Source organism: Geodermatophilus sp. SYSU D00697, assembly GCF_054050175.1.
Window position 1 is genome coordinate 111,887 of the sequence record NZ_JBJGYV010000001.1, and the last position, 16,478, is coordinate 128,364.

Consider the following 16,478-nt stretch of genomic DNA (forward strand, 5'->3'; position numbering starts at 1 on the left):
ACCCGCCAGAGCCGGCCGCGGTCAGACCGGCGCGACGGCCGACCAGCGCACGCTGACCTCGCCCTGCCGCCAGCGGCGGGTGGAGCCGACGAACGGCCAGCCCTGCTCGGCGAGGGACTCCACGGCGGCGGTCCAGCGCTGACGGGGGCCGAACGTGGACAGCCCCGCGGCGCTCGCCCAGGCCGCGTCGAAGGCCCGGAGGAACTCGTGCACCGGCTGGCCGGGGACGTTGTGGTGGATGAGTGCCTTGGGCAGCCGCTCGGCGAGGTCGGAGGGCCGGTCGAGGTCGGCCACCCGCGCCGAGAGGGTCAGCGTGAGGGGACCGTCGGCGTCGAGGGCCACCCAGACCGCCCGCCGTCCCCACTCGTCGCAGGTGCCCTCGACCAGCAGCCCGCCGGGCCCGAGGGCGGCGCACATCGTCTCCCAGGCGCGGCCGGCGGAGTCTTCGTCGTACTGGCGCAGCACGTTGAACGCCCGGACCAGCACCGGCCGCAGCCCGGCCAGCTCGAAGCCGCCCACCCGGAAGTCGACCCGCGGTGGGTCCCGGTCGGCGGCGACCGCGGCGACCCGCTCGGGGTCGATCTCCAGGCCGACCACCTCGAGGCCGTGCACCTCCGGGGCCAGCCGGTCGACCAGCTCCAGGGTGGTCACCGCCGACGCCCCGTAGCCGAGGTCCACCACCAGCGGCCGGGCCGCGTCGCGCAGCCGCGGCACCTGGGTGGCCAGCAGCCAGCGGTCGACCCGGCGCAGCCGGTTGGCGTTGGTGGTGCCGCGGGTGGGCAGGCCCAGGGCGCGGGCCCGGCCGGCCGCCAGGCGCGGGTTGGCCTTCCTGGGGAGGCTGGCCCGGCGCTTGTGGTCCCCGCCTCCTGCCTCGCTCACCGGTCCAGAGGGTAGTCGCGGTTAGCGTGGAGCCGTGCAGGTCCGACGGAACGCCCCCCTGGCGGAGCTGACGACGCTGGCGGTGGGTGGTCCGGCGGAGCGGCTCGTCGAGGTCACCGACGCCGACGAGCTGGTCGCCGCCGTCCGCGAGGCCGACGAGGCCGGCCGCCCGCTGTTGCTGCTCGGCGGCGGCTCCAACGTCATCGCGCCCGACGCCGGCTGGCCCGGGGACGTCGTCCTCGTCCGCAGCCGCGGCGTGCGGCGCGACGGCGGGCAGCTGGTCGTGCAGGCCGGCGAGCCCTGGGACGACCTGGTGGCGTACACCGTCGACCAGCAGCTGGCCGGCATGGAGGCGATGTCGGGCATCCCCGGGTCGACCGGCGCCACGCCGGTGCAGAACGTGGGCGCCTACGGCCAGGAGGTCGCGCAGGTCATCACCGCTGTCCGGGTCTGGGACCGCGCGGAGAAGGCCGAGCGCACGCTCTCGCCCGACGAGTGCGGCTTCGCCTACCGCGACAGCCGGCTCAAGCGCGAGCCGGGGCGGTTCGTCGTCCTCGAGGTGGGCTTCGCGTTGACGCCCGGGGAGCTGTCCCGGCCGATCGGGTACGCCGAGCTGGCGCGGCGGCTGGGCGTGGAGCTCGGGGAGACCGCCCCGCTGGCCGACGTCCGCGCCGCCGTGCTGGAGCTGCGCCGCGGCAAGGGCATGGTCTGGGACCCCGCCGACCCCGACAGCCGCAGCGCCGGCTCGTTCTTCACCAACCCGATCGTCCCGGCGCAGCGGGCCGTGGAGGGCTGCCCGAGCTGGCCTGCCGGAGACGGCCGGGTCAAGCTCAGCGCCGCCTGGCTGGTGCAGCACGCCGGCTTCGGCCGCGGCGTCCGCGAGGGCCGGGTCGGGACGTCGTCCCGCCACAGCCTGGCCCTCACCACGGCCGACGGCGCCACCGCCGACGAGCTGCTCGCCTTCTCCGAGAAGGTCATCGGCACCGTCCGGGAGCGCTTCGGCGTCACCCTCGAACGCGAGCCGACCGCCGTCCGGCCGTAGCGGAGTGCGCAAGCGCAGGAACCTCGCTCACGGCACTCCGCTCAGGGCTCCTCGCGGTGCACCTTGTGCTGGGCGGCCTGGGCGCGCGGGCGGACGACGAGAAGGTCGACGTTGACGTGGTGCGGGCGGGTGAGCGTCCACGCGACGCAGTCGGCGATGTCCTCGGCCACCAGCGGCTCGCGCACCCCGCGGTAGACCGACTCGGCCTTCTCCCGGTCACCGACCCGGTTGACGGCGAACTCCCCGGTCTTCACCATCCCCGGCGCGATCTCGATCACCCGCACCGGCTGGTCGTACAGCTCCAGCCGCAGCGTCTCGGCGAGGGTGTGTACCGCGTGCTTGGCGGCCGTGTACGACGCCCCGCCCTCGTAGGAGATCAGCCCCGCGGTGGACCCCATGAACAGCAGGTCGCCGGCGCCGGAGGCGATGAGCTTGGGCAGCAGCGCCTTGGTCAGCCGCACGGTGCCGAGCACGTTGACCTCGTAGGTGCGCTCCCAGGAGTCGAGGTCGGCCTCGGCGACGGGTGCGGCGTCGAAGGCCCCGCCGGCGTTGTTGACCAGCACGTCCACCCGGTCCAGGGCGCCGGCGAACTCCTCGACCGACGTGGGGTCGGTGAGGTCCAGGGGCAGCGCCCGGCCGCCGATGGTGGCGGCCAGCTCGGTGAGCCGGTCCAGGCGCCGGGCCCCGAGGACGACGTCGAAGCCCTCCTCGGCCAGGCGCGCGGCGGTGGCCGCCCCGATGCCGCTGGACGCGCCGGTCACGACGGCGGTGCGGCCCTCACCGGGCAGCGGACGGGGCGTCGACGGAAGATGGCTGCTGGGACCGGGCATGAGGTCGATCCTGGCCCTGTTGCAGGATGGAGAGTCGAGTGGGTGCCGTCCGGCGCCCCATCAGGGAGCCGAGGCGGGAGGTCGGACGTGGCCGCTCGCCGTCGCGCCCGGTCGGCCGCGCCCCGGCGAGTGGCGACGCTCTCGGTGCACACCAGCCCGCTCGACCAGCCCGGCGCCGGGGACGCGGGCGGCATGAACGTCTACGTCGTCGAGGTCTCCCGGCGGCTGGCCGCCCGGGGCATCGAGGTCGACGTGTTCACCCGCGCCACCTCCAGCGACCTCCCGCCGGTGGTGGAGATGAGCCCCGGCGTCACCGTGCGGCACGTCAGCGCCGGCCCGTTCGAGGGGCTGGGCAAGGAGGAGCTGCCCGGGCAGCTGTGCGCGTTCACCGCCGCCGTCCTCCGCGAGGAGGCCCAGCACGAGCCGGGCCACTACGACGTCGTGCACTCCCACTACTGGCTCTCGGGGCAGGTGGGCTGGCTGGCCCGCGACCGCTGGAGCGTGCCGCTCATCCACACCGCGCACACCCTCGCCAAGGTCAAGAACGCCGCCCTGGCCGCCGGTGACCGGCCCGAGCCGCGGGCCCGGGTGATCGGCGAGGAGCAGGTGGTGGCCGAGGCCGACCGGCTGATCGCCAACACCGCCGACGAGGCCCGCCAGCTCGTCGACCACTACGCCGCCGACCCGCGCCGCACCCTCGTCGTCCCGCCCGGCGTGGACCTCGACCGCTTCACCCCCGGTGACCGGACGGCGGCCCGCCGCCAGCTGGGCATCGCCGAGGACGCGGTGGTGCTGCTGTTCGTGGGGCGCATCCAGCCGCTCAAGGCGCCCGACCTGCTGCTCGAGGCCGCCGCCCGGATGCTCGCCGACGACCCGGCGCTGCGCGACCGCCTCCAGGTGCACGTCATCGGCGCGCCCAGCGGCTCGGGCCTGGAGGCGCCGCGGCAGCTCGAGCAGCTGGCCGCCGAGTTGGGCATCCCCGACCTGGTCCGCTTCCTGCCGCCGCAGCACGCCGAGCGGCTCGCGCAGCACTACCGCGCCGCGGACGTCGCCGTCGTCCCGAGCCACAACGAGTCGTTCGGCCTGGTGGCGCTGGAGGCCCAGGCCTGCGGGACGCCGGTCGTGGCCGCCGCCGTGGGCGGGCTGCGCACCGCCGTGCGGGACGGGGTCTCCGGCGTGCTCGTCGAGGGCCGCGACCCGGCCGACTACGCCGCCGCGATCCGCGCCGTCCTCGCCCGCCGCGAGCTGTTGTCGGCCGGTGCCCGGCGGCACGCCGGCTCCTTCTCCTGGGAGCGCACCGTCGACTCGCTGGTCGCCGCCTACACCGCCGCCGCCGGAGAGATGGCGGCCGCCGCGCGCCAGCGGGTCGCGGGTCCGGTGCTGCGCCCGGCTCGGGCGCTGGGGGCGGTGCTGCCGCTCCCGGGGGTGGCTCGGTGAGCGGCTCCGCCGCCCCGGCGGCTGCGCTGCGCGGGAGCGAACGGACGGCACGGTGAGCGGACAGGGGCGTGAGCATCGCAGCGAGCGCCAGCGAGCGAGGAGCGGAGCGCCCCGCGGGAGCGAACGGACGACACGGTGAGCGGGCAGCGGGGCGTCGAGGAGCTCGACGCGGTCATCGAGCAGACCCTGCGCGAGGCCGAGCTGGTGTTCGACCACCCCGGTCCGGGCCGCTGGCTGGTCGACCTCCCCGGCACGAAGAAGCTCAAGACCGTCTGCGGGCTCATCGTCGGCGAGCACGCACTGCGCGTGGAGGCGTTCGTCTGCCGCCAGCCCGACGAGAACCGCGAGCAGCTGTGGACCTTCCTGCTGCAGCGCAACGCCCGCATGTACGGCGTCGCGTACTCCATCGACCGGGTCGGCGACGTGTACCTGACCGGCCGGCTCTCGCACGCGGCGGTGACGCCCGAGGAGCTCGACCGGCTCCTCGGTGCCGTGCTGAGCTACGCCGACGAGCCGTTCAACACCATGCTCGAGATCGGCTTCGGCACCTCGATCCGCCGGGAGTGGGAGTGGCGGGTGAAGCGGGGGGAGTCCCTGCACAACCTGGCGGCGTTCGCCGACCTCGCCGACCCCGAGCGCCGGTCCGGGACGCCGTCGGACGCCGGCGGCGAGGGGTGACGGCGACCGGACGCTCGCCGTCCGGTGCCCCGGTCGACGACCGCCCGGGCTACGCCCGCCGCTGGTGGGTGCTGGCGACGATGACGGTCTGCCTGCTCGTGGTGATCATGGGCAACACGACGCTCAACGTCGCCATCCCCACCCTCCAGCGCGATCTGGGCGCCAGCCAGGGGGAGCTGCAGTGGGCGATCGACGCCTACATCCTGGTGTTCGCCGGCCTGCTGTTCTCCTGGGGCGTGGTGGGTGACCGCATCGGCCGCCGCACCGTGCTGCTGGTGGGTCTGGCGATCTACACCGTCGCGTCGGTGTTCGGCGCGTTCAGCGACAGCCCGGCCGAGCTGATCGTCTGGCGGGCGGTGATGGGCATCGGCGGGGCGGCGGTGCAGCCGGCCACGCTCGCGGTCATCACCAACGTCTTCCCGCCCGGGGAGCGGGGCCGGGCCATCGGCATCTGGGCCGGCGCCGCGGGGCTGGCCGTCGCCGGTGGGCCGCTGGCCAGCGGTGCGGTCCTCGAGAGCTTCTGGTGGGGCGCGATCTTCCTCATCGCCGTGCCGGTCGCCGTGGTCGGGATGGTCGCGACGCTGCTCGTCGTCCCCGAGTCCCGCGACCCCTCCCCGGGCCGGCTCGACGTCCCTGGCGTGCTGCTGTCGATCCTGGCGCTGGTCGGCCTGGTCTACGGGATCATCCACGGTGGCTCGGGCGAGGGCTTGACCTCGCCGGGGGTGCTCGTGCCGCTGCTCGGCGGGCTGGCCCTGCTGGTGCTGTTCGTCTGGCTGCAGAGGCGCTCGACCCACCCGGCGCTGGACGTCACGCTGTTCCGCAGCCCGGCCTTCTCCGCCGCCGCGGCCGCGCTGGGCCTGAACTTCTTCGCGCTGATGGGCGCGACCTTCTACCTCGTCTACTACCTGCAGGGCGTCCGCGGCTACGGGCCGCTGGGCAGCGGCGCCGCGCTCATCCCCATGGCGCTGGGCATGGCCGTCATGGCGCCGGGCAGCTCCCGGCTGGCCGAGCGCTTCGGCGCCAAGGCCGTCGTCGCCACCGGGTTCACGCTCATCACGCTGGCCGTGCTCGGGTTCCAGTTGCTCGATCGCACCTCGCCGCTGTGGCTGCTGCTCACGATCCTCTCGGTGCAGGGGCTGGGCATGGGCGCGGTCATGGCGCCCACGACCGAGTCGATCATGTCCGTCGTCCCCCGGCACAAGGCCGGTGCGGGCGCCGCCGTGAACAACTCCGTGCGGCAGGTCGGCGGTGCGCTGGGCGTGGCCATCCTCGGGTCGCTGCTGGCCTCGTCCTACGCGTCCTCCCTCGGGGACGCCGTCGAGGTGCTGCCGCCCGAGGCCCGCACGGAGGCCAGCACCTCGCTGGTCGCGACGCTGGAGGCGGTCGCCGGGGTCCGCGCCGGCGGGGACCCCGACGCCGCAGCCGCCGCGTCCTCCCTGCTCGACCCCGCGCAGGAGGCCTTCGTCTCGGCCATGCACGTCACCGCGGTCGGGACGGCGGCGGCCAGCCTGCTCGCCGCCCTCGTGGTGCTCGTCTGGCTGCCCGGGCACCGGCGGCGGCCCGCTCAGGAGGCGGTCCCGGCCCACCAGTAGGTCGTCGACGTCCGCGGCCGGTCGTCGCGGAACCGGCGCATCGCCGCCGCCACCTCCGGTTCCCGCTCGACCGGCAGGCACAGCCGGCGGCGGGTGAAGGCGAGGACGACGTCCTCGGGGGCCTCCCGCCAGGGATCGGGCCGCGACTCGGTCACCGACTCGGCGGTGACGCCGAGCTCAGCCAGCACCTCGCCGAACAGCTCCGCGCTCGGACCGGTGGGCCGGTCCTGGCCGTGGAAGTGCCGCCACAGGGCCCCCAGGGAGGTCCACGGGTGCAGGTCGCTGAGCTCGACGACGACCCGGCGGCGGGCGTGGCGGGTCAGCGCGTCGACGAACGGCGCGATGTCGGGCACGTTGTAGACGACGTCCGCCGCGACGACGGCGTCGGCGGGCGGCACCTCGACGGCCACGTCGGGCCAGCGGCCGCACCAGGTCCGCACCGGCGTCGCACCGGCCGCGACCCGGTAGCGCTCGAGCATCTCGGGCGAGGAGTCCACGGCCAGCAGCTCCGCGGCGCCCACCGGGATGCTCGCCCGGCCACCGCCGCAGCCGACGTCCAGCACGCTGGCGGGCGCCACCTCCCCGACGACGTCGACGGTGCGGCCCGGACGGCGGGTGCTGCCGAACAGGCCGGGCGGGAAGCCGTAGGGCGACTCGGGCGCCGCGGCCAGGATCGCCGGGTCGATGGCCCACGCGGCGAGCTCCTCGGCCCAGCGCTGCACGGCGGTCACGCGGCGATGATCCTCTGCACTCCCGGGTCCCCCGCAGGGGCCGCCGCGAGCCTGAGGGTGGGGGAGGGGTCGGCCTTGGCCTGTGGCCCCGCTGCAGGGTCCCGCCGCGAGCGTGCGAGTGGTGGGGGGTCGGCCTTGGCCTGTGGCCCCGCTGCAGGGTCCCGCCGCGAGCGTGCGAGTGGTGGGGGTGGGGGGTCGGCCTTGGCCTGTGGCCCCGCTGCAGGGTCCCGCCGCGAGCGTGCGAGTGGTGGGGGTGGGGGGTCGGCCTTGGCCTGCGGCCCCGCTGCAGGGTCCCGCCGCGAGCGTGCGAGTGGTGGGGGGCAGGGGGGTCCTTCTAGCGTGGCGGCGGTGCAGGACCAGCCAGGGCAGCAGCGCTTCGTGCGGGCGCTCATGGGCCTGGTCGCGGCCTCGGCGCTGGTCTACCCGATGCTGCTGTGTGCCGTGCGGCTGGCCTTCGCACAGCTGGTCGTCGTCGACGTCCCCGCGGTGGTGCTGTGGCTGGCGGTCGCGGTGACCTGCAGCGTCGCCCTCGTCGCCGCGGTGCGGTGGGGCGCCGAGCGACCGGTCCGCAGCCCGTGGCTGCTGATCGGGCTGGCGCCGCCGGCCGCGTTCGAGCTGTGGGTGGTGTGGCCGCTGCTCCCCGGGTGACGGACGCCGGCCTCCTCGTCCCTCGCCTGCTCGGGACGAGCCTCCGGACGGGCCGACGACGGGTCGCACCCGATCGGGCAGGATGACCGGTGTGACGACGACTGCCCCCGGGACGCTGGTGCTGCTCCGCCACGGCGAGAGCGAGTGGAACAAGGCCAACCTGTTCACCGGCTGGGTGGACGTGCCGCTGTCGGAGAAGGGCCGCGTCGAGGCCGCCCGCGGCGGGGAGCTGCTCGCCGAGCACGGCCTGCTCCCGGAGGTCGCGCACACCTCGGTGCTCAAGCGGGCCATCACCACCGCCGAGCTGGCCCTGGCCGCGGCCGATCGCCAGTGGATCCCGGTCAAGCGGTCGTGGCGGCTCAACGAGCGGCACTACGGGGCGCTGCAGGGCAAGGACAAGGCCGCGACGCTCGCCGAGTACGGCGAGGAGCAGTTCATGGTCTGGCGGCGCTCGTACAGCACCCCGCCGCCGCCCATCGACCCGGCCAGCGAGTACTCCCAGGACGGCGACCCGCGCTACGCGATGCTGCCGTCGGAGGTGCGGCCGCAGACGGAGTGCCTGGCCGACGTCGTCGTCCGGATGCTGCCCTACTGGTACGACGCGATCGTCCCCGACCTGCGCGCGGGGCTGACCGTGCTCGTCGCCGCGCACGGCAACAGCCTGCGGGCGCTGGTCAAGCACCTCGACGGCATGGGCGAGGACGAGGTGGTGGGCCTCAACATCCCCACCGGCGTCCCGCTGCGCTACGACCTGGACGAGGACCTGCGGCCGGTCAAGCCGGGCGGGGAGTACCTCGACCCGGACGCGGCCGCGGCCGCCATCGAGGCGGTCAAGAACCAGGGCAAGCGCTGACGAGCCGACCCCGGAGGGGTCGGCGAGGGAAGCGCTGGAGCCGCCCTGCGAGGCGGCCCGAGGAGCGGGCGGGCGGAGCCCTCCCCGACGAGGGTCGGATGGGCTCCGCGCAGCCGGGGGACGGCGCCTGGAGGCGGTGTCCCCCGGTAGGCCGACAGGTCACGTCGCGCTGGCGTGCATCTCCCGCTCGCCGGTGACGAGGAAGACCACCCGCCGGGCCACGCTGACCGCGTGGTCGGCGAACCGCTCGTAGTAGCGGCCGAGCAGCGTGATGTCGATCGCCGCCTCCATGCCGTGCTTCCAGTCCGTGGAGAGCAGCTCGCGGAACAGCTGGCGGTGCAGCTGGTCCATGAGGTCGTCGTCGGCCTCGAGGTGCGCGGCGGCCTCGACGTCGAGCTTGGCGATCACGGTGGCGGTCTGGCTGACCAGGCTCTCGGCGACGTGGCCGGCCTGCAGGAAGATCGGGCGCAGCTCCTGCGGGACGGCGGGCTCCGGGAAGCGCATCCGCGCCAGTTTGGCCACGTGGACGGCGAGGTCGCCCATGCGCTCGAGGTCGGCGATCATCCGCATGGCCGCGGTGATGGTGCGCAGGTCGGTGGCCACCGGCGCCTGGCGGGCCAGCAGGGTGAAGCAGCGCTGCTCGATGCTCTCGCGGGTCGCGTCGATGTGGTCGTCGCCCTCGATGACCAGGTTGGCCAGCTCGATGTCGGCGTCCAGGAGGGCGGTGGTCGCCTTGCTCATCGCCGAGCCGACGGAGTTCGCCATCTCGACCAGGCAGCTGTTGATGTCCTCGAGTTCCTCGTGGTAGTGCTGGCGCACCGTCGTCGTCCTCCTCGTGGCCGGCCGGACCGGCAGTGGCTGGCGCGCCGCCGGTCGTCTGTTCGGCTCGCCGGCGCTCTCCCCGTCGAGCGTAGGGCCGCATCTCCACACCCTCCGGCCCTCCGGGTGAACGACCGGGCACGGGAACGTGAACAGTCCCGATACGGCGCCGAACCGCCACCCGGACGGGGGATGACCAGAGGTCGCGTCCGCCTAGCATCGAGGTCGTGAGCCCCACGGTCGCCCTCGTGGTCGGCCTGGTCATCGGTGGTGCCCTGGTCGCCACGGTCCTGCTGCGCTACTCCCGTCCCGACCTCGACCGCTCGGCCCCGCCCCCGGCGGCCCCGTTGGCGGAGGCCGTGTTCGCCCGCCGCCTGCTCGACCTCATGGACCCGGCGGTGGTGCTGCTGGACGCCGACGACGTCGTCGTCCTGGCCAACCCGGCCGCCCGGGCCCTCGGCATCGTGCGGGACACCCGGCTGCTGGTGCCCGACCTGCTCGAGCTGGCCGGCGAGGTCCGGGCCGGCGGGCGGCGGCGGGCTGACGTCTCGCTGCCCGGTCCCCTCGTCGGCGGCGGGCCTCGGCTGGTCGGCGTCCACGGCGTCCGCCTGGAGGCGGGCTCCGCGCCGGGCGGGCCGGTGGCGCTCGTGCTGCAGGACGTCACCGAGGCCCGCCGGGTGGAGGCCGTCCGCCGCGACTTCGTCGCCAACGTCGGGCACGAGCTGAAGACGCCGGTGGGCGCGCTGTCCCTGCTGGCCGAGGCCGTGCAGGACGCCGCGGACGACCCGGAGACCGTTCGGCGCTTCTCCGCGCGCATGACGCACGAGGCCGACCGGCTGGCGCGGCTGGTCCGCGAGCTCATCGACCTGTCCCGGCTGCAGGGCGGCGAACCGTTGCCCGAGTTGGTGCCCGTCGAGGTCGACCGGGTCGTCGCCGAGGCCGTCGACCGCACGAAGCTGGCCGCCACGGCCAAGCACATCGCCATCGCCAGCGGGGGGCAGCACGGCCTGGTGGTGCGCGGCGTCGAGGCCCAGCTGGCGACCGCGGTGACGAACCTGCTGGCCAACGCGGTCGCGTACAGCCCCGACGGGACGCGGATCGCCGTGGGCGCCCGCGCCCGGTCCGGGTTCGCCGAGATCACGGTGACCGACAGCGGCATCGGCATCCCGCGCCAGGACCGGGCGCGGGTCTTCGAGCGCTTCTACCGGGTCGACCAGTCGCGGGCCAGCAGCACCGGCGGCACCGGCCTCGGGCTGGCCATCGTCAAGCACGTCGCCAGCAACCACGGCGGCTCGGTGAGCGTGTGGAGCGAGGAGGGCCTCGGCTCCACGTTCACCCTGCGGATCCCGCTCGCCGCCCGGACGGCCGGTGACCCCGCCTCCGGTCGGGCGGCCGCCGACTCGAACCCCGCCGGCGACGTCGTCGCCGAGCACCCCATCGCCGGTGACGCGGTCGCCGGGGACGCCCCGAAGGGACGGTCATGACCCGAGTGCTGGTGGTGGAGGACGAGGAGTCCTTCTCCGACGCGCTGTCCTACATGCTGCGGCGGGAGGGCTACGACGCGGTCGTGGCCGCGACCGGGCCCGACGCGCTGGCGGAGTACGACCGCGGTGGCGCCGACGTCGTCCTGCTCGACCTCATGCTGCCCGGGCTGCCGGGGACGGAGGTGTGCCGGGCGCTGCGGTCCCGCGGCAACGTGCCGATCATCATGCTGACCGCCAAGGACTCCGAGGTGGACAAGGTCGTCGGGCTGGAGCTGGGCGCCGACGACTACGTCACCAAGCCCTACTCCGCGCGCGAGCTGGTGGCCCGGATCCGCGCGGTGCTGCGCCGCCGGGGCGACGTCGAGACCCCGATCGAGGCCACTCTCGAGGCCGGCCCCGTGCGGATGGACGTCGAACGGCACGTGGTCGCGGTCGACGGCGAGCCCGTGTCGCTCCCGCTCAAGGAGTTCGACCTGCTGGAGCTGTTGCTGCGCAACTCCGGCCGGGTGCTCACCCGCGGCCAGCTGATCGACCGCGTGTGGGGCTCGGACTACGTGGGCGACACCAAGACCCTCGACGTCCACGTCAAGCGGCTGCGGGCCAAGATCGAGCCGGACCCGGCCAACCCCAAGCACCTGGTGACCGTGCGCGGCCTCGGCTACAAGTTCGAGGCCTGAGGGAGAGGACCCCCTGCCCCACCGCGCTCGGGCTCGCGGTGGGGCACCGCAGGGGGGCGGGTCCTCCTACTGGCCGCGGCCGGTCTCCTCCTGGAGCTCGTCGATCTTGCGGGAGGCGTCGGCCTTGCTGAGGTCCTCGGGGACCTCCTCGCCGGCCTCGCGGGCGAGGGTGTTCAGGTAGCTCTGCTGCGCGCCGGTGGCCGGCTCGTCGCCGGTCACCCAGTCCGACGGGTCCTTCTCCGTGGTGCGCTCGGTGTGGGCGTTCGATTCGCTCATGTGTTCGAGCGTAGGACGGCGGCGCGCCGTCCGCACGGTGGAGTCAGGCCCGCGCCAGTTCGCGCGCCGGCCGGGCCGGCACCGCCCGCTCCTCGGTGCGCTGCCGGTGCCCGTCCTCCCAGCGTCGTCCGGTGCGGTACACGTGCACGGCACCGCAGGCGGGGCACTCGACGTGCATCGCGACGTGGGTCGGGTGGTTGACCACCGAACGGATGCGCCGATCGGCGACCAGTTCGTCGGTCCGGGTCACGGGGCAGGTGATCAAGAACATGACCAGAGCGTGCTCCCGGTCACAGCCGCGCACGAGTGGCAGGACTGACCGCGATCGCAACTTCTCTGCCATCATGTCGGCATGAGCGGAGCGGACCGTCCCCTCGTCGTCAGCACCGTCGTCGCCGACGGTCTCGTGGGCAGCTTCGGCCTCGGGGTGGCGGCCGAGGTCTTCGGCTACGACCGCCGTGCGATGGGGCTGCCGCTGTTCGACTTCGGCCTGGTCACCGAGCAGCCCGGCGTCGTCCGCACCGACACCGGCATCCCGATCACCGTTGAGCACGGCCTCGACCGGCTGGCCGCGTCCGACATCGTGACCATCACCGCCTGGGAGCTGTTCAACCGGGTCCCGTCGCCGCAGCTGCTCGACGCGTTCCGCGCCGCCGCCGCCAACGGCGCGCTGATCGTCAGCCAGTGCACCGGGGCCTTCGTGCTCGCCGAGGCCGGGCTGCTCGACGGCCAGCGGGCCACCACGCACTGGAAGTACGCCGGCGAGCTGGCCGCCCGGTACCCGCGGGTGCAGGTCGACCCGATGGTGCTCTACGTCGACAACGGCGCGATCATCACCGGGGCCGGCACCGCCGCGGGCGTGGACACCCTGCTGCACGTCGTCCGCCGGGAGTGGGGCGCCGCGGCGGCCAACGCGCTGGCCCGGGAGATGGTCGTCCCGCCGCACCGCGACGGCGGGCAGGCGCAGTTCATCGACGCCCCCGTCCCCGCCTGCGAGGACGACCTGCTCGGCGCCGTCCTGGAGTGGGCCTCGGCGCACCTGGCCGAGGAGATCAGCGTCGAGCTGCTGGCCCGGCGGGCGCTGATGAGCCCCCGCAGCTTCGCCCGCCGGTTCAAGGCCACCACCGGGACGACGCCGCACGCCTGGCTGCTCGGCCAGCGGCTGGCCGCGGCCGAGGAGCTGCTGGAGAACAGCGACGCGCCGGTCGAGGAGATCGCCCGGCTGGTCGGCTTCGGCACCGCGGCCGGGCTGCGGGAGCAGTTCACCCGCCGTCGCGGCGTCTCCCCCCGCGCCTACCGGCAGACGTTCCGCAAGGCGCTCCCCGCAGCCGCCGCCGAGGAGACGGCCGCCTGAGGGAGGACCCCCAGGAGGACCCAGGAGGACCCCAGGAGGACCCCGTCCTCCCCACCACTCGCAGGCTCGCGGCGGTGCCCGGGACGTCAGCCGAGGCCTGCGGCCGCTCCTGGGCTCAGGCGCCGGGGATGGGCCGGGCGATGCCGACCAGGGAGTCGAGCCGCCCGGCGTTGGACGGCGCCAGTGGGCTGCGGATCACCCGGGTGAGGGCCAGCCCGGCGCGGGCGAGCAGCAGCGCGTGGGTCCGCGGGGTGAAGTGCCAGATGTGCTCGGTCGGCTTGAGCGTCCACCAGCGGGTGCCCAGCAGCCGGGCGGGCAGCGACGAGTAGTAGGGCGTCGAGAAGGCCACCACGCCGTCGTCGGCGACCAGCGAGCGCACCGCGCGCCAGAAGGACAGCGGATCGGGCACGTGCTCGACGGTGTCCCAGGCGCAGACGACGTCGAAGCCGGGCGCCAGCGGGGCGTCCTCGAGCTGGCCGCAGAACACGTCCAGGCCGAGGACGTCGCGGGCGTGCGTCGCGCCGGTGCGGGAGAGCTCCACGCCGGAGGTCGTCCAGCCGGCACCGCGCGCGGCGGCGAGGAACAGGCCGTAGCCCGCGCCCACCTCCAGGAAGCGCCCGCCGGCGGGCGTGCCGCCCCGGGCGGCGTCGATGAGACGCAGCCGGCCGGCCGTCCAGGTTCGCTGCAGCAGCATCGCGGGGGAGAGGCGGCCCCCGGTCGGGGCCTCGGCCTCGGAGGAGGCGGCCGTGCTCGAGACCCCACCGCCGTACACGCCGCCCTCGAAGTAGCCGACGTCGTCGTAGAGCCGCTGCAGTGCCTCGGGGCGCAGCCGCGGGCTGACGAACACCAGCGCGCACTGCGGGCAGCGCACCACCCCGAACGGGGCGACGTCGTGCACCAGGGTGCCGGCGACACCGCAGAGGCAGCAGACGACCTCCTCGGTGTCCGCGGCGGTCCACTGCGCGAGCTCGGTCACCGGATCAGCCTACGGAGCGACCGGGGGCGTCCCCGGCAGCGGGAGACCGAACCGGGACCGGCGGGTCGGCGGGTGGGGAGGGCGCAGGCGCGGTGCCCTCGACGGCGGCCGGGTAGCGCAGCGCCAGCAGGCTGTCGATCCGGCGCCGGACGGCGGGGGAGACCAGGCCGCCCTCGCCCTCGGCGTCCAGCAGCTCACCAGGCACGACGACGTAGCGGTCCGGCGCGGCGTCGGCCTGGGCCAGGAACGCGCGCCGCACCGCCTCGGGGTCGGCGTCCGCGGGCCCGGCCGTGACCGGGGAGTCGACCACCACCGTGAGGTCGGGCAGCAGGCCGCGGGTGGCCCACAGCGACGTCCGGAAGATGCGGTCGGCGTCGAGGCCCTGCCCGGCGCCGTGGAAGGCGATCGAGGTGTCCACGTAGTGGGTGTTCACCACGACCTGGTTGCGCTCGAGTGCCGGGCGGATGACGGTCGCGACGTGCTGGGCGCGGTCCGCGGCGGCCAGCAGCGCCGCCGTGTGCGCCCCGACCGGCGCCCCGGCGTCGTCCGTGGGCGGCTCGGGGGACGGGAAGCCGGTGCCCGAGCCCGGAGGCGGCGGGAACAGCACGCCGCGCACCTGCCGCCCCAGCTGGGTGTCGCTGGGCTCGGAGGTGACGACGACCGGGCAGCCGCACTCGCGCAGCACCTGGGCCAGGGCCTCGGTGTACCGGCGGGTGAGCTCGCGGTCGGCCCCCTCGACGACGACGAACAGGCCCACCCCGGACGACGACGCCGAGAGGATGTCCGAGCTGCCCCACAACAGGCGGGCCATGTCGCGGAACCGGGTGCGGCCGCGCCCGGCCGCCACCTGCCGCCGCGCGTAGGCGCTCACCGCGAAGGCGATCAGCCCGCCCACGAGGAGGGTCAGGCCGGGTCCGGTGAGGGTCAGCCGCAGGTCGCCGAGCTGCAGGTCGTGGTTGCCCAGCAGGCCGGCCAGGCCGGGGCCGACCGCCACGGACAGCAGCAGGACGATCCGCACCGAGGACACCACGAAGGAGAAGACCCGGCCGCGCAGCCGGTCCTCCACCTCGAACCCGATGAGCGTGTACCCGATGATCCAGCTCACGCCGGCGAACAGGCCGACGAGGAAGGCCGCCCCGGTGGCGAGCACGAAGTCCCGCAGCACCGACATGGCCAGCAGCGCCAGGCCGGCCAGGCCGATGGCGTTGGCGAAGACGCTGCGGCGGGGGACCGTCGGCAGGATGCGGGGTCCCACCAGCATGCCGATCGCCAGGCCGGTGAACACCACCCCGAAGACGACGCCGTAGCCGGCGGTGCCGGCCTCCAGGGTGGCCACGTAGAGCTGGGCGACGCCGATGGTGAGCCCGCCGGCGCCGAACGCACCGATGACCCCGACGTAGAGGGCGCGCATCAGGGGCCGGCCGCGGAGGAAGGACACGCCCTCCACCACGAGGGAGAAGACGTTGCGCTGCTCGCCGTCCCGGCCGGCCGGCGTCCCGGGGATGAGGCGCCGGGAGAGCAGCACGGTGAGCGCGCTGAGGCCGAAGCTGGCCGAGTTGAACACCAGGGCGACGACGATGGCCGTCCTGGCCTCGCCACCCTCAGCCCCGCCGGGGAACACCCGGGTGATGGTCGACAGCAGCGCGAACAGCAGCGAGGCCACCGGCACCGCGCCGTAGACGGAGAACAGCGACACCTGGTTGGCGACGGCGAGCCGTTCACGGGGCACGATCGCCACCCACATCGCCTGCTTGGCGGGGTTGGTGAACAGCCCGACGGCCTCCACCAGGAACTGCGCGACGTAGAGCCAGGTCAGCTCGTAGGTGACCGCGATGGACAGGTACAGCGACATCGCCAGCAGCTCGCCGACGACCACGGTGGTCCGGCGGTCCAGCCGGTCGGCCAGCGCCCCGGCCAGCGGGCCCAGGAGCAGGTCGGGCAGCAGCCGGGTGAGGATCACCCCGGAGATGGCCGCGCCCTGCACGGCCAGCGACTCCTCGCGGGTCAGCTGCTGGGCCATCGCCGTGGTGGCCAGGAGGCCCAGCCAGTCGCCGAGGCTGGAGACGGTGATCGCCGCCCACAGCCGGCGGAACACCGGGATGCGGACCAGCGCGAGGAAGGCGTTGTCGGGGCGCGCGTCCGCCTCGCGGGACCGTTCCCCAGCCGCGGGACGGGCCGCCGTCGCGCGCTCCTCGCTCACAG

At 75.0% G+C, this 16,478-nt stretch carries 17 protein-coding genes; 9 read left to right on the forward strand and 8 right to left on the reverse strand.

The window, feature by feature from the left end; all coding sequences use genetic code 11:
- Positions 1-21: 21 nt before the first annotated feature.
- Complete coding sequence (locus tag ACI79C_RS00550; RefSeq protein ID WP_456943664.1) at positions 22-879, reverse strand: class I SAM-dependent methyltransferase; 858 nt, start codon at positions 877-879, stop codon at positions 22-24.
- Positions 880-913: 34 nt separating this feature from the next.
- Between ACI79C_RS00550 and ACI79C_RS00555 the strand changes: the two genes are divergently transcribed.
- Positions 914-1,921, forward strand: coding sequence for a UDP-N-acetylmuramate dehydrogenase (locus tag ACI79C_RS00555; protein ID WP_456943665.1), 1,008 nt, complete (start codon positions 914-916; stop codon positions 1,919-1,921).
- A gap of 41 nt (positions 1,922-1,962) precedes the next feature.
- On the opposite strand, the gene ACI79C_RS00560 is transcribed toward ACI79C_RS00555, so the two are convergent.
- Positions 1,963-2,751, reverse strand: a complete 789-nt coding sequence (locus tag ACI79C_RS00560; protein WP_456943666.1) for an SDR family oxidoreductase — start codon at positions 2,749-2,751, stop codon at positions 1,963-1,965.
- An 87-nt stretch (positions 2,752-2,838) separates the two neighbouring features.
- Between ACI79C_RS00560 and mshA the strand changes: the two genes are divergently transcribed.
- The 3 genes from mshA (at position 2,839) to ACI79C_RS00575 (ending at position 6,458) form a co-directional block, all read left to right on the forward strand.
- The gene (mshA, locus tag ACI79C_RS00565; protein WP_456943667.1) at positions 2,839-4,188 is read left to right on the forward strand and encodes a D-inositol-3-phosphate glycosyltransferase; all 1,350 of its coding nucleotides are present in this window, start codon (positions 2,839-2,841) and stop codon (positions 4,186-4,188) included.
- 135 nt (positions 4,189-4,323) lie between these two features.
- A complete protein-coding gene (locus ACI79C_RS00570) occupies positions 4,324-4,866 on the forward strand; it encodes a YbjN domain-containing protein (protein WP_456943668.1) in 543 nt (180 codons plus the stop codon).
- On the forward strand, positions 4,863-6,458 hold the full coding sequence (locus ACI79C_RS00575) for an MFS transporter (RefSeq protein ID WP_456943669.1): 1,596 nt from the start codon (positions 4,863-4,865) through the stop codon (positions 6,456-6,458). The genes ACI79C_RS00570 and ACI79C_RS00575 overlap by 4 nt, the downstream gene beginning before the upstream one ends.
- Here ACI79C_RS00575 and ACI79C_RS00580 read toward each other — a convergent pair.
- Positions 6,431-7,189, reverse strand: a complete 759-nt coding sequence (locus tag ACI79C_RS00580; protein WP_456943670.1) for a methyltransferase domain-containing protein — start codon at positions 7,187-7,189, stop codon at positions 6,431-6,433. The genes ACI79C_RS00575 and ACI79C_RS00580 overlap by 28 nt on opposite strands.
- Positions 7,190-7,537: 348 nt before the next feature.
- Here ACI79C_RS00580 and ACI79C_RS00585 point away from each other — a divergent pair, with 348 nt between their 5' ends.
- The gene (locus ACI79C_RS00585; protein WP_456943671.1) at positions 7,538-7,837 is read left to right on the forward strand and encodes a hypothetical protein; all 300 of its coding nucleotides are present in this window, start codon (positions 7,538-7,540) and stop codon (positions 7,835-7,837) included.
- A 91-nt stretch (positions 7,838-7,928) separates the two neighbouring features.
- On the forward strand, positions 7,929-8,690 hold the full coding sequence (locus ACI79C_RS00590; RefSeq protein WP_456943672.1) for a phosphoglyceromutase: 762 nt from the start codon (positions 7,929-7,931) through the stop codon (positions 8,688-8,690).
- Positions 8,691-8,849: 159 nt separating this feature from the next.
- On the opposite strand, the gene phoU is transcribed toward ACI79C_RS00590, so the two are convergent.
- Positions 8,850-9,509: a phosphate signaling complex protein PhoU gene (phoU, locus tag ACI79C_RS00595; protein ID WP_456943673.1), complete on the reverse strand. Its 660-nt coding sequence runs from the start codon at positions 9,507-9,509 to the stop codon at positions 8,850-8,852.
- A 227-nt stretch (positions 9,510-9,736) separates the two neighbouring features.
- Here phoU and ACI79C_RS00600 point away from each other — a divergent pair, with 227 nt between their 5' ends.
- Both ACI79C_RS00600 and ACI79C_RS00605 read left to right on the forward strand, forming a co-directional pair.
- On the forward strand, positions 9,737-10,993 hold the full coding sequence (locus tag ACI79C_RS00600; RefSeq protein ID WP_456943674.1) for a sensor histidine kinase: 1,257 nt from the start codon (positions 9,737-9,739) through the stop codon (positions 10,991-10,993).
- Complete coding sequence (locus ACI79C_RS00605) at positions 10,990-11,670, forward strand: winged helix-turn-helix domain-containing protein (protein WP_456943675.1); 681 nt, start codon at positions 10,990-10,992, stop codon at positions 11,668-11,670. The genes ACI79C_RS00600 and ACI79C_RS00605 overlap by 4 nt, the downstream gene beginning before the upstream one ends.
- 66 nt (positions 11,671-11,736) lie before the next feature.
- Here the strand turns inward: ACI79C_RS00605 and ACI79C_RS00610 are convergent, their stop codons facing one another.
- Together ACI79C_RS00610 and ACI79C_RS00615 are read right to left on the reverse strand one after the other, a co-directional pair.
- Positions 11,737-11,946, reverse strand: coding sequence for a DUF3072 domain-containing protein (locus tag ACI79C_RS00610; protein WP_456943676.1), 210 nt, complete (start codon positions 11,944-11,946; stop codon positions 11,737-11,739).
- Between the two features lie 43 nt (positions 11,947-11,989).
- A complete protein-coding gene (locus ACI79C_RS00615) occupies positions 11,990-12,217 on the reverse strand; it encodes a hypothetical protein (protein ID WP_456943677.1) in 228 nt (75 codons plus the stop codon).
- A gap of 81 nt (positions 12,218-12,298) precedes the next feature.
- On the opposite strand from ACI79C_RS00615, the gene ACI79C_RS00620 reads away from it, so the two are divergent.
- Positions 12,299-13,300 carry a helix-turn-helix domain-containing protein gene (locus ACI79C_RS00620; protein ID WP_456943678.1) on the forward strand — a complete coding sequence of 334 codons (1,002 nt, stop codon included), beginning with the start codon at positions 12,299-12,301 and terminating at the stop codon, positions 13,298-13,300.
- Positions 13,301-13,415: 115 nt separating this feature from the next.
- On the opposite strand, the gene ACI79C_RS00625 is transcribed toward ACI79C_RS00620, so the two are convergent.
- Together ACI79C_RS00625 and ACI79C_RS00630 are read right to left on the reverse strand one after the other, a co-directional pair.
- On the reverse strand, positions 13,416-14,276 hold the full coding sequence (locus ACI79C_RS00625; protein ID WP_456943679.1) for a class I SAM-dependent methyltransferase: 861 nt from the start codon (positions 14,274-14,276) through the stop codon (positions 13,416-13,418).
- A 4-nt stretch (positions 14,277-14,280) separates the two neighbouring features.
- Positions 14,281-16,476, reverse strand: coding sequence for a bifunctional MFS transporter/dTMP kinase (locus ACI79C_RS00630; protein WP_456943680.1), 2,196 nt, complete (start codon positions 16,474-16,476; stop codon positions 14,281-14,283).
- Positions 16,477-16,478: the final 2 nt, after the last annotated feature.

Bases quoted from the DNA above. Each gene is read 5' to 3' on its own strand.
- ACI79C_RS00560 (WP_456943666.1), bottom strand. From the start codon at position 2,751: ATGCCCGGTCCCAGCAGCCATCTTCCGTCGACGCCCCGTCCGCTGCCC.
- ACI79C_RS00605 (WP_456943675.1), top strand. From the start codon at position 10,990: ATGACCCGAGTGCTGGTGGTGGAGGACGAGGAGTCCTTCTCCGACGCG.
- ACI79C_RS00610 (WP_456943676.1), bottom strand. From the start codon at position 11,946: ATGAGCGAATCGAACGCCCACACCGAGCGCACCACGGAGAAGGACCCG.
- ACI79C_RS00615 (WP_456943677.1), bottom strand. From the start codon at position 12,217: ATGTTCTTGATCACCTGCCCCGTGACCCGGACCGACGAACTGGTCGCC.
- ACI79C_RS00620 (WP_456943678.1), top strand. From the start codon at position 12,299: ATGAGCGGAGCGGACCGTCCCCTCGTCGTCAGCACCGTCGTCGCCGAC.